At 47.8% G+C, this 12,805-nt stretch carries 8 protein-coding genes; 3 read left to right on the top strand and 5 right to left on the bottom strand.

Annotated elements, in window-relative coordinates:
* Positions 1-209: 209 nt before the first annotated feature.
* Together rocD and rocF are read left to right on the top strand one after the other, a co-directional pair.
* The gene (gene rocD, locus K6V26_RS19970; RefSeq protein ID WP_224263654.1) at positions 210-1,418 is read left to right on the top strand and encodes an ornithine--oxo-acid transaminase; all 1,209 of its coding nucleotides are present in this window, start codon (positions 210-212) and stop codon (positions 1,416-1,418) included.
* A 23-nt stretch (positions 1,419-1,441) separates the two neighbouring features.
* Positions 1,442-2,338, top strand: a complete 897-nt coding sequence (gene rocF / locus K6V26_RS19965; protein WP_007655677.1) for an arginase — start codon at positions 1,442-1,444, stop codon at positions 2,336-2,338.
* Positions 2,339-2,485: 147 nt separating this feature from the next.
* On the opposite strand, the gene K6V26_RS19960 is transcribed toward rocF, so the two are convergent.
* Genes K6V26_RS19960 through K6V26_RS19950 form a run of 3 tightly spaced genes read right to left on the bottom strand, consistent with a single transcriptional unit; the run spans position 2,486 to position 8,203 of the window.
* A complete protein-coding gene (locus K6V26_RS19960) occupies positions 2,486-3,856 on the bottom strand; it encodes a TolC family protein (RefSeq protein WP_224263653.1) in 1,371 nt (456 codons plus the stop codon).
* A gap of 4 nt (positions 3,857-3,860) precedes the next feature.
* Positions 3,861-7,073 (bottom strand): efflux RND transporter permease subunit, encoded by a 3,213-nt coding sequence (locus K6V26_RS19955; RefSeq protein ID WP_129697308.1) that lies wholly within the window; start codon positions 7,071-7,073, stop codon positions 3,861-3,863.
* A 14-nt stretch (positions 7,074-7,087) separates the two neighbouring features.
* A complete protein-coding gene (locus tag K6V26_RS19950) occupies positions 7,088-8,203 on the bottom strand; it encodes an efflux RND transporter periplasmic adaptor subunit (RefSeq protein WP_224263652.1) in 1,116 nt (371 codons plus the stop codon).
* A gap of 296 nt (positions 8,204-8,499) precedes the next feature.
* Here K6V26_RS19950 and K6V26_RS19945 point away from each other — a divergent pair, with 296 nt between their 5' ends.
* Entirely contained in the window at positions 8,500-9,411 is a 912-nt protein-coding gene (locus K6V26_RS19945; protein ID WP_224263651.1) for a helix-turn-helix domain-containing protein, read from the top strand.
* 602 nt (positions 9,412-10,013) lie between these two features.
* Here the strand turns inward: K6V26_RS19945 and nrdG are convergent.
* Together nrdG and K6V26_RS19935 are read right to left on the bottom strand one after the other, a co-directional pair.
* Positions 10,014-10,514 (bottom strand): anaerobic ribonucleoside-triphosphate reductase activating protein, encoded by a 501-nt coding sequence (gene nrdG, locus K6V26_RS19940; RefSeq protein ID WP_048315666.1) that lies wholly within the window; start codon positions 10,512-10,514, stop codon positions 10,014-10,016.
* Positions 10,515-10,523: 9 nt separating this feature from the next.
* On the bottom strand, positions 10,524-12,731 hold the full coding sequence (locus K6V26_RS19935; RefSeq protein ID WP_007655665.1) for an anaerobic ribonucleoside triphosphate reductase: 2,208 nt from the start codon (positions 12,729-12,731) through the stop codon (positions 10,524-10,526).
* Positions 12,732-12,805 lie beyond the last annotated feature (74 nt).

Here is a 12,805-nt window from a genome sequence, read left to right as displayed (position 1 = left end):
TACGCATTTAATTCTCAAGACTATATATATTTTTTACGCCAAACATGAAAAAGGGGATGACAAAGGTCATCCCTTTTTTATTCTATGGGGGGAGTGTGTTTCTTAACATAGATCTTTCGGTGACATACTGTCACTCAAATTACTATCTTTGGCTCAAAGGCTGTATGAAACGCTTACAGTCTGACAAAAACAATTAAATCAGAAATAGTATGAGACCGGAAGATTACATCACCCGTGAGGGGAAGTTTGGTGCACACAACTATCATCCCCTGCCTGTCGTTCTCGAGAAAGGAGAAGGCGTATTTGTGTGGGACGTGGAAGGCAAACGTTATTTTGATTTCCTGTCCGGTTATTCCGCCCTGAGCCAGGGGCATTGTCATCCTAAAATCATCAAAGCATTAACCGAACAGGCGCAGAAGCTGACACTCGTATCGCGTGCATTTTACGCAGATATATTGGGTGAATATATGGAGTTTGCCTGTAAGTTCTTCGGCTACGACAAACTGTTACCGATGAATACCGGAGCAGAAGCGGTCGAGACCGCCCTGAAGCTGGCACGCCGCTGGGGATACCGCATCAAGGGTATCGCTCCCGAAAAAGCAAAGATTATTGTTTGCAGCGAGAACTTCCACGGGCGGACGATTACAATCATCTCGATGAGTACCGACCCGAGTTCCTATGAAGACTTCGGACCATACACGCCGGGTTTTATTAAAGTACAATATAATAATGTAGAAGCATTGGCAGAAGCATTGCAAGATCCCGATGTAGTCGGTCTCCTGTTGGAGCCGATACAGGGAGAGGCAGGCGTAGTTGTTCCCGATGACGGTTATCTCCGCCGGTGCTACGACCTCTGCAAACAACATAATGTCCTGTTCATTGCAGATGAGATACAGACCGGTATCGGTCGTACCGGGAAACTGTTGGCTTGCGATTATGAGAATATTCATCCGGATATCCTGATACTGGGCAAGGCTCTTTCAGGAGGTGTGACTCCTGTTTCCGCTGTACTGGCAAACGATGAGATTATGCTGACGATTGCTCCGGGCGAACATGGTTCCACTTATGGCGGAAACCCGCTGGCTGCTGCCGTCGGTATTGCTGCATTGGAGGTGGTGCGCGATGAACATCTGTCTGAAAATGCTTATGCAATGGGTGAACTTTTCCGTAGTGAAATGGAAAAGATAGACAATCCGATGGTCAAACAAGTTCGTGGTAAAGGATTACTGAATGCCGTAGTCACCGAACCGCATGACGGAAAGGTTGCCTGGGATATCTGCCTCGCACTGAAAGAAAACGGCCTGATAGCCAAGCCGACGCACGACCATATTATCCGCTTCACCCCACCTCTGATTATTACCCGTGAACAGATGATGGAGGCGGTAGGTATTATAAAGGAGACGTTTGCTCGGTTTTGATAATAATCGTAATAAATTATCATATGAAAATAAACGTAATAGGAGTCCCTCTGAACCTGGGTTGTGACCGGGAAGGCGTTGAACGGGCTCCGAACCATCTGCGTGAACGGGGACTGATGCAGGTTATCCGGAAGAATGGGCATCGTGCCTTTGATTTGGGCAACCTCTATGTCCCGCTTGTGTCGGAAGCGGATAAGTTTGCCCGGAGCAAGAGTATGAAATACCTCGATGCGATAGTGGAGGTGAACAATAACCTGGCGGAACTGGTCTATGATACGCTACGCGGAGGAGCTTTCCCGCTGGTTATCGGTGGCGATCATTCACTTGGGCTGGGGAGTGCCTCCGGGGTTGGAAAAAGTTTTGATGATTTCGGTATCATCTGGCTGGATGCACACGGCGATCTCAATACGAATGAAACTTCTCCCAGCGGAAATATCCACGGTATGCCGTTGAGTGCTTTGATGGGCATGGGTAGCGAGGAACTGGTCAATATATACGGACAAGGGAATAAGGTGAATCCGCAGAATGTTTTTCTGGTAGGTACCCGTAGTCTGGATGAAGGAGAGTTGGCATTGATAGACCGGGAACATTTAAGTGTCTACACGATGGAAACGATCCGTCTGAAAGGCATCGGCTTTGTAGCGGAAGATATTAAACGGAAACTGAAGGAAAGGAAAATACGCAACGTCCATTTCAGTATCGATGTGGACAGTATCGACCCCCGCTTTGCTCCGGGAACGGGAACGCGGGTCAGCGAAGGTCTGATCCCCGACGAGTTTAAAGATTTTGTGGAACATATGCTATCTACGAACCTGATAAAGTCGATGGACCTGGTCGAGCTGAATCCCGATCTGGATACAAATGACCTGACAACCAATCTCTGCCTCGATATTATCGATTATATAACCGCCCGGCTCTGACCGCACTGCCGGAAAGAGATAAAAAAAGGTGCCGCATCTGCTAAAAGATGCGGCACCTTTCTTGTTAACCTGGAAACTACTTTCTATCTTGCCTGGAAGCCCCTTTCTAGCCTGCCTCGAAAGGAGGTTCTAGGTAGGCTAGAATTTTTATTTTTCCTGTCCTCCTCCCAAAGCATGGTAGAGGTTGATGACACCTTGTATTTCGTCGAAGCGGTCAGCCGCCTGGGAAAGTTCGGCCTGCAACAATGATTGTTGGGCAGTCAGCACTTCCAGGTAGGTGATATTTCCGTGGTCCATCAGCAACTGCGTGCTTTTTACGGCCTTTTGCAGGGAAACGATTTGCCGGTCAGCCAGTGTGATGCGTCCGCGTGCCGTCTGCCACTGGGTCAGGGCGTTGTTCACTTCGCTACCCGCATTCAGGATGCTTTGCTGGAAAGCCAGTGAGGCTTCTTCCTGCTGCGCTTTCGCAATCTTCAGTTGGGCGATGTTGGCACCTTTGTTGAATAACGGCTGCGTCAGCGAACCGATAGCCTGCAACAACAGACCGCCGGGATTCGCGATGATGCCTCCTCCGCTGTTGGTCCATCCGACTACACCGCTCAGGTTGATGTTCGGATAGAAAGCGCTCCGTGCCCCGTTCGTTGTATAAAACGCCTGTGCCAGCGAGTATTCAGCCTGCCGTACGTCCGGACGGTTACCCAGGAGGGCGAGCGGAACGCCGGTCGACAATGTTTCGGGAAACTCCTGGCGGTCCAGGTTGCCCCGTTCCACCCGCTGCGGTACTTCTCCGAGTAGGTTGGAAAGGCTGTTTTCCATCTCATTAATCTGTTGGCGCAAGGTCAGGAGGGAGGCTTCTACGCTGAGGCTGTTCGCTTCTGACTGCGAGACGGCGGCTTCGTTTGCCAGGCCTGCCTTTTTCAATGCCTGCATGGCTTGTACATTCTCTTTCCAAAGAGAGGCCGTCCGTTCACTGATGACAAGTTGTTTGTCGAGCAATAATAAAGTGTAGTAGGAGTTGGCTATAGTGGCTATTAGCTGTGTCCGGACGGCCTGTTTGTATGATTGGGTTTGTTCGAGAGCTGCCTGCGCACTTCTTTTGGCGTTTGTCAGTCTCCCGAATATATCTATTTCCCAACTTGCTGAGGCCGCCAGCTGATAACTTTTGGCGGCTTTCGAACCGTCGAAACTGCTGATGGTACCCTGCGGAGTCAGGTTAAGAGCCGGCAGGTAAGCCAGGCGCGACGTCATCAGGGCGGCTTCGGCCTCCTGTACCCGCAGGTGGGCGGTGCGCAGGTCGGTGTTGTTTTCCAACCCTTTCTCAATTAGTGCCTGCAACTGAGGGTCTGTGAAAAGTTCCCGCCAGTCGAGATTACCGATGCTTGTCGTATCCGTAACCGGCGCCTCCTCCCTGAACAGGTTGTCAGGGACGGAGGTTTCCGGTTGGTAGGATTTGTAGATGCCGCACCCGCTCAGTAGCGAGAGGGTGGCGACAGATAATAGAATGATATTATTTTTCATCTGCTTATTTTTCTTTCTTTTTACTATCGAGATATTCTTTCCGCTCGGCAGTTACTTCTTCTACTTCTTCCTGAATCTGCCAGTCGTGTGTCGGTTCGAACTGTATCGGGCGCACTTTCTCCTGCAAATACTGGAATACAATGAACAGCGAAGGAACGACGAACAGCAGGGCGAGCGTTCCGATCAGCATACCGCCGACAGCACCTGTTCCCAACGAACTGTTACCGTTTGCACCTACACCGGTCGCTACAACTAGCGGGAGCAGACCGAAAATCATCGTCAACGCCGTCATCAGAATCGGACGCAGGCGAACTTTGGCGGCAGACAGCGCGGCCGAAGTCAGACTCATACCGGCTGCACGGCGTTCGGTTGCATATTCGGTCAGCAGGATCGCTGTCTTTGCCAGAAGTCCGATTAGCATAATCAAACCGGTTTGCAGGTAAATATTATTCTCCAACCCCATCATTCTTGCAAACAGGAAGCTCCCCATCAGGCCGAATGGTACTGAAAGGATCACGGCAAACGGGATCAGGAAGCTCTCGTAAAGCGCACTCAGGATCAGGTAGATCATCAGGATACAGATGGCGAAGATCACGGCTGTCGTATTGCTTTCCTGGTTCTCTTCGCGGGTGATACCGGCAAAGTCGTAACCGTAGCCTTTCGGCAGGCTGGTTGCCGCTACTTCTTTTACGGCATTGATGGCATCACCGGAACTATATCCCGGCGCCGGCATCGCATTAACCCCGATCGAGTTGTACATATTGAAACGGCTCAGCGATTCGGCGCCGTATACCTTTGTCAGGTTCACGAACTGGCTTAACGGCGCCATTTCGCCGTTTGCCATACGTACGAAAGTATTATCCAGTGAAGACTCATCCAGACGATAATCCGGGGAAGCCTGTATCATCACCTTATACACTTTCGAGAAGCGGTTGAAGTTAGATACATATTGTCCTCCGTAATAACCTGACAGGGTGCTCAGAACGGCATCCGGAGTGATACCGGCACGCTTACATTTAGCTGCATCTACCGTCACTTCCCACTGCGGGTAGTTGATGGAGAAGGTTGAATAAGCGGCTGCAATTTCCGGGCGTTCGCGCAAGGCTCCCAGATATTGTTGTGTCGTATTGAAGAAATCAGTCAGATCGCCTCCTTTTTTATCCTGCATATACATTTCCAGCGCATTACCCATACCGTAACCGGGGATCATACCCGGCGACATGGCGAAGACTGTTGCATCCTTGATGTCGGCAGTCCGTCCGTATACTTGGTTGATAACCGATTGTACATGGTCTTCCTTATCTGTACGTTCATCCCACGGTTTCAGTTTGATGATGAACATACCGAATGAGTTTCCTTGTCCGGATATCAGTCCGTAACCGGATACTTTGTTATATTCCTTGATCTGCGGCAGGTCTTTGATACGGTTCTCGATGTTGGTCATCACGTCGTTGGTCGTAGCCAGTGAGTTGCCGGCAGCTGTTGTAACGTTGACGAACAATACACCCTGGTCTTCGTCCGGCACCAGACTGGTCTTCGTCGTTTTCATCAGGAAGAACAACAGGACAACCGAGCAGGCCAGCATCGACCACATCAGCCATCTGCGTTTGATAAAGAAGAGTACACCCTTCTTGTATTTGGCGATTAGGACGTCGAAAGCAGTATTGAACGCTTTACGGAAACGGGAGGCAAAGTTATTCTTTTGCGAACCGTCCTCATTGATATACGGTTTCAGTATCAGTGCGCATAATGCCGGGCTCAATGTCAATGCATTGATCGCCGAGATACCTACGGCAACCGCCATCGTCAGACCGAACTGTGTATAGAATGTACCTGACGTTCCGCTCATGAACGATACCGGAATGAACACGGCCATAAACACCAGTGAAGAAGAGATAATGGCGGCACTGATCCCGCTCATGGCATCCATACTGGCCATGTACGAAGATTTATACCCGACGTCGAACCGGGCCTGTACCGCCTCGACGACGACGATGGCATCGTCGACCACCGTACCGATCACGAGAACGAGTGCAAACAAAGTAATCAGGTTGATACTGAATCCGGCAATCGACATGAATGCGAATGTACCGATCAGCGACACGATGATACCTACCAGCGGGATCAGGGTCGAACGGATATCCTGCAGGAAAATGTATACCACCAGGATAACCAGTAAGATTGCTTCGATCAATGTCTTTATCACCTCGTGGATGGAAGCGAACAGGAAGTCGTTCGAGCTCATCATCTGTACGATCTCGACACCTTTCGGCAGGTCTTTGCGTGCTTCGTCGAGGAAAGCGTCGATTTGCTGGTTTACCTCGGTCGCGTTGGAACCGGCTGTCTGGAATACCATACAGGAAACGCCGACATGCCCGCTCAGCTCACCTATGTAAGAGTAGTTTTCACGTCCCAGCTCTATTTCTGCTATATCTTTCAGTTTCAGTACTTCACCGTCTTCGGTCGAACGGATCACGATATCCCCGAATTCTTCCGGCTGTATCAGACGGCCTTTGTACTTCATCGTGTATTGGTAGGTCTCCGTAGAGTTCTCACCGAATGCACCGGTAGCCGATTCTATATTCTGTTCGGCCAGAACGGCGGTCACATCCGAAGGGATCAGGTTATATTGAGCCATCACGTCCGGTTTCATCCAGACACGCATACTGTAATCTCCACCCATTACCATCAGTTCGCCGACACCTGAGATTCGGAGGATTTCCGGTTTCAGGTTAATGCTCAGGTAGTTGGCTAGAAAGCCTTCGTCGTATGAGTCGTCCGGGCTATAAATCGAGAAGATCTGCAACATGCTGGTTTGACGCTTAGTTGTAGTGACCCCCACTTGAGTCACTTCTGCGGGTAACTGACCGGTGGCTTTGGACACACGGTTCTGTACGTTTACGGTTGCCATATCCGGATCGGTACCTTGTTTGAAGTATACCATGATGGATACCGTTCCGGCATTGGTTGCCGTAGATGTCATGTAAGTCATGTCTTCAACGCCGTTTATGGCCTCTTCCAGCGGGGCGATCACACTCTTTTGAAGTGTTTCGGCACTGGCTCCGAAATAAGTGGTACTTACCATGACGGTAGGCGGTGCGATATCGGGATATTGTTCGACGGGCAGGCTCGTCAATCCGATGATACCCATGAATACTATCACGATAGAGATAACGGCTGATAGTACCGGGCGTTCTATAAAGGTTCTTAATTTCATATTCCTTCTTTCAATTATTGTTTAACCTGAATCGGGGTTCCTTCACGCAACAAACCTACGCCTTCGGCAACAATCATGTCACCCGGCTTCAAGCCATCGTTCACGATATATTCCTGTCCGCCGTTTACACGGGTGACATTCACCTGGGCAGAGGTTGCTTTGCCGTCTACCACCTTATAGACATATACTTTGTCCTGTATCTCGAAAGTCGCCGTCTGCGGAATTACGATACTGCCGGATTTCTCGGTAGACAGGATGATGTTACCGGAGTTGCCGCTGTAAAGTATGCCGTCTTCATTCGGGAATACGGCACGCAGGCTTACGGTTCCCGTACTGCGGTCAATTACACCGCTGATGGTCTCCACTTTTCCTTTTACGGGGTAAACGGATTTATCGTTCAGTTGTAATTCCACTTCCGGCATCATTTCCAGCGCTTTCTGTTTGGAGCCGTACTGGCGGGTAAGTCCCAGCAGTTGGTTTTCCGTCAGGGAGAAGTAGACATACATGTCCGAATTGTCCGAAACCGTAGTCAACGGCTTAGGCAGACTGGCGCTGACCAGTGCTCCGACGCGGTAGGGGAGTGTTCCGACAACTCCATTCGACGGACTTTTCACCTCTGTATAGGACAGGTTATTGCGGGCATTCAGTTCCAGGGCTTTCATCTGTGCCAGTTGGGCCTTGGCACTTAGCCAGGAGTTTTCGGCAGTCTGTAGGTCGAAAGCGGAGACTACATTTTGTGCATGTAATTCTTTTTTGCTGTCTAACGTCAGTTTTGCAGTGCTTAACGCTGCTTCTGCTGCTTCCACATTGGCTTGGGCTGTCTGTAAAGCCGCCTGATAAGGCACCTGGTCGATTACAAACAATAATTGTCCTTTGCGTACAGCCTGCCCTTCTTCCACACATAATTGAGTGATAAAACCTGAAACCTGCGGATAGATGTCGATGTCCTGACGTCCGCGGATAGTGGCAGAATAGAGACTGCGCAGGGTTTTGTTGGTTGTAGACACTTTTAGTACTTTGTACTCATTGTTCACCATCATGGCCGGCTGTTCTTTACATGAGCTGGCAACAAGGCATAAGAACCCTACCCCGATGCCACCCAGGCATCTGGTAATTAAATTTTTCTTCATTTCTACGTACTTATTTTATTTATAATCCCGGCAGCCGGATTGTTCCAAAATAAAAAACATCAATAGGGTGATATTCAAGTGAGAATAGTTTGTTACTCTTTGATATTTACTGCCTTAACTAATAACCGGTGCAAATGTCCGACTTTTTCTCAAATGAAGTGTGGTTGAAAATTGAATATTGTTGTTCCAAAATTGAACAGGGAATATCACACGAAACCATTTTGCTGACGTCAGCAAAATGGTCGGGATTGCTTTCAGATATATTTTTTATCTTTGCCGTTCATAGAAAATTATTCATGGAACAATCCGTTTTGCAGTTAACTATTGAGGACTTGCTTTCTTTTGGTATGAATTCCAAGTCCTATCAGGATAAATTGATTATTGTCGAATTTAGTGGCAGCGACCATAAGAATCCGGGATTCAAGGAAGGGGCTTCCATCCGGTTGGATGCATTTTCTATTTTTCTGGTCCGGCAGGGAGAGATTGATATTACGATAGATGATTTTACCTATCATTTGTCGGATAACCTGCTGTTGGATATTATGGATATGCATTCGGTAAAGGATTTCCGTATTTCTCCTGATTTCAGGGGATACCACCTGATTATCGAGCGAAATTTGTTTTCGGAGATTATGCTGAACAGTCGCCGTATGCCCGCTGCCTATATCGCTTCCCGGCATAGCCGCCCGATACAGAAACTGAATGAGGAAGAAGGCGTCTTGCTGGAAAAGTGCCTGCACCGTATCGAACGGAATATCGAACGTACGGAACATGCCTGGCAACGGGATATTATTATGAATGAACTTCGCGGTTTTCTGTTGGAAATGAATAATATCGTTTACCAGGCCAACCGCGGAAATGTCAGTCCGAATCCTCCCAGCCGCGATTTGTTGTTGTTCCTGTTCATCCAGTTGTTGAACAAACATTGCCGGACAGAACATTCCGTCTCTTTCTATGCCGGTGAATTATGTATTACTCCCGAATATCTTTCACGCATTATGAAAAGTTTTAGTGGAAAAACAGTCAACCAATGGATTAGCGAGGCGCTGATACGTGAATCCGAGATTCTGTTGCGAAATCCGGACCTTACAATCCAACAGGTTGCAGATATGCTGAACTTTTCCGACCAGTCTTCGTTCGGAAAGTTCTTCAAAAAGCACCGGGATATTTCTCCGTTGGCATTCAAACGGCAATTTGCAAAAGACTAGGAAAGTTTTTTGCCTTTTGAGCTTTTGTCTATTGATTATCAAAATGATATTTATGTGTGGGGTGGATGGTTTGTACGGGCTGGTGGGAATGTTGGTTTGTTTTTATGAGCCTCTCGTGAGGTTTCTTTTGCTCGTTGTGTCTTGATTAGTATGAAAACATTAGCAGAATGCATCATATTGTTTATGAACTATGGCTGATCTGTTCTGTTTTCTGTTGTTATGTTGGCATATTGCTATTCGCCGCAGATGCTGGTTTTTGGTTGTTCTGGAAACAAAAACTGCCTAAAAACATGTAATTTTCTCTTTTAATAGTACTGATAGTTGTATTGCGGATGTCTTAATTAACAAATTTTTAGTCTAAAAAAGGCGCAATTTCTACTACAACAAAATTTTATCTCGTTTTAAACGAACTAAATTTTGTTTTAAACAAATTCGGACTTTATTTAAAACGAGATAAAAAGTAGCTATTGGATAGCCTATGTGTTAATAAATGTGTAATGAGTCTTTCTGGAATGACTAAATGGAAAATAAGTCTGTTTTCATTTAGGGTTATTATCTGCCATAATGTTTGTATATGTCTTATTCTTTTGTCGTTTTGCTTTTTATATAAACGGGTTATAATTATAGAAAACGACTTTATTTTCTTTCAGTGATTTTTTGACATCGATTAATCGCTGGTTACTGCTGCCTCGGAACAGGAGGCTTTCGTCGTGGAGGGCTTGTTTGAATTTGCCGTCTACCAGAACGTCTACATATTGAAGCAGTGCGGCCTGTTTCGGGTTTTCCAGTAGTTTCTCAAATGTATATCCGGTGTAACACCAGATGTTTTTCCGGCTTTTTTCTTTGATGGCTCGTGCCAGCTTGGTGAATTCTTCCGGCTGAAACATCGGGTCGCCCCCGCTGAAAGTTACATCTGCAAAATCGTCTGCGAGAACCTTTTCCAGTATCTCTTCAGTAGGAACAGGTCGGCCCTTATTGATATCCCACGATTCAGGGTTATGGCAACCCGGACACTGGTTGGGGCAGCCGGCAGCGTAGATAGCGGTCCGGAATCCCGGACCGTCTACAGTCGTATCTTCTATAATATCAATAATCGATAACATCGTATTTTTCTAATTATGAATAATTCTGTCATTCAACTCCGCTAACTTGGCATTGTTCCAGCGGTCGGTTGTACCTACCAGATAACCGGTGATGCGTTGTAGCTTGTCCAGATGTTTGCTGCCGCATTTGGGGCATTCGTCCAGATGGTTTGCTGCGTTTTCGTAGCCACAATCCAGACAGCGGTTGCGGTTATGGTTTACCGAGCCGTAGCCGATATTGTATTTATCCATCATGTCGACCACCTTCATGATCACTTCCGGGTTGTGGGTGGCGTCGCCGTCTATTTCCACATAGAAGATATGGCCGCCGCCTGTCAGTGCGTGGTAAGGGGCTTCTACTTCTGCTTTATGGCGGGCGCTACATTTGTAATATACCGGGACATGGTTGGAATTCGTGTAATAATCGCGGTCGGTAATACCGGGTAACGGTCCGAATTTTTTGCGGTCTCTAGCGGTAAACTTACCGGAAAGTCCTTCTGCCGGAGTTGCCAGTACACTGTAATTATGCTGATAACGTTCCGAGAACTGGTTTACACGGTCACGCATATAAGTCACGATCCGTAATCCCAGTTCCTGTGAGGCTGCGTCTTCGCCGTGATGTTTGCCGGTCAGGGCAACCAGGCATTCTGCCAGTCCGATGAATCCGATTCCCAGTGTGCCCTGGTTGATGACCGGGGCAATTGTATCGGTCGGTTTCAATTTCTCGCTGCCCAGCCATAAAGAGGACATCAGTAGCGGGAACTGTTTGGCATAAGCCGTTTTTTGGAATTCCATACGTTCATGAAGTTGAAGGGCCGTGGTTTCCAGCATTTCATCCAGCTTTGCGAAGAAACGGGCAATCCGCTCTTCCTTATTTTCAATGTCCATGCATTCGATTGCCAGGCGTACGATGTTGATCGTCGAGAACGACAGGTTGCCGCGTCCGATAGATGTTTTCGGTCCGAAACGGTTTTCGAATACGCGGGTACGGCATCCCATGGTTGCCACTTCGTATTTGTAACGTTCGGGATCGTCGGCTCTCCAGTCTTCATGCTGGTTGAATGTGGCATCCAGGTTCAGGAAGTTCGGGAAGAAACGGCGGGCAGTCACTTTACAGGCCAGTTCATACAGGTCATAGTTCCGGTCTTCCGGCAGATAACTTACGCCCCGTTTCTTTTTCCATATCTGGATCGGGAAAATGGCGGTTTCACCGTTGCCGACACCCCGGTATGTACTTTTCAGCAATTCACGGATAATGCAGCGGCCTTCGGCAGACGTATCCGTTCCGTAGTTGATGGAGCTGAATACCACCTGGTTACCACCACGTGAATGGATCGTGTTCATGTTGTGGATGAAAGCTTCCATGGACTGATGAACGCGGCTGACGGTTTTATTGATAGCATGCTGTACGAGCCGTTTGTCTCCGGTCAGGCCATCCAGCGGACGGGTTACATAATCGTCTATTTCTTTATTATAAAGGTGTGAATAGTCTACGCCATTCAGATCTTCCAGATTTTTGACTTCTTCGATATAGCTGTTACGCACATAAGGTGCCAGGTAAAAATCGAAAGCCGGGATCGCCTGTCCGCCATGCATCTCATTTTGTGCAGTTTCTAAAGAGATACATCCCAGGATACTTGCCGTTTCGATACGTTTGGCGGGGCGCGATTCGCCGTGTCCGGCCGAGAATCCGTATTTAAGGATGCGGTCCAGCGGATGCTGTACGCAAGTCAGGCTCTTGGTCGGGTAATAATCTTTATCATGAATATGCAGGTAATTGTTGGCAACCGCCTCTTTTACCTCTTCGCTCAACAGGTAATCGTCAACGAACGGTTTGGTTGTCTCACTGGAAAATTTCATCATCATACCTGCGGGGGTGTCTGCGTTCATATTTGCATTTTCGCGGGTAATGTCGTTCGACTTGATATTGATGATTTCCAGGAACATATCGCGGGTTTTTGCTTTACGGGCAACACTGCGCTGATTGCGGTAGGCAATGTATTTCTGAGCCACATCCTTGCGGCTACTGTTCATTAGTTCCAGTTCGACAGCGTCCTGAATCGCTTCGACTGTCATTTGCGGTTCTCCTTTGAATGAAATATGATCCGTGATCTGGCGGATCAACTGCAAATCTTCTCCATTTTCCGTATGCAGCATCGCTTTACGGATCGCCGTTACTATTTTTTCCTCATTAAATCCGACGATACGTCCATCCCTTTTGATAACTGTCTGAATCATGATAATTGTATTGGTGTATTACTTTTTATTCTCCTGCAAAGGTATACTCAATTGTTATATAGTTTTCTTTTTGG

The sequence above is a fragment of the Parabacteroides goldsteinii genome (genome assembly GCF_020091425.1).
Lineage (GTDB): Bacteria > Bacteroidota > Bacteroidia > Bacteroidales > Tannerellaceae > Parabacteroides > Parabacteroides goldsteinii.
Note: the sequence above shows the minus strand (reverse complement) of the source record. Positions and strands in the feature narration are given on the sequence as shown.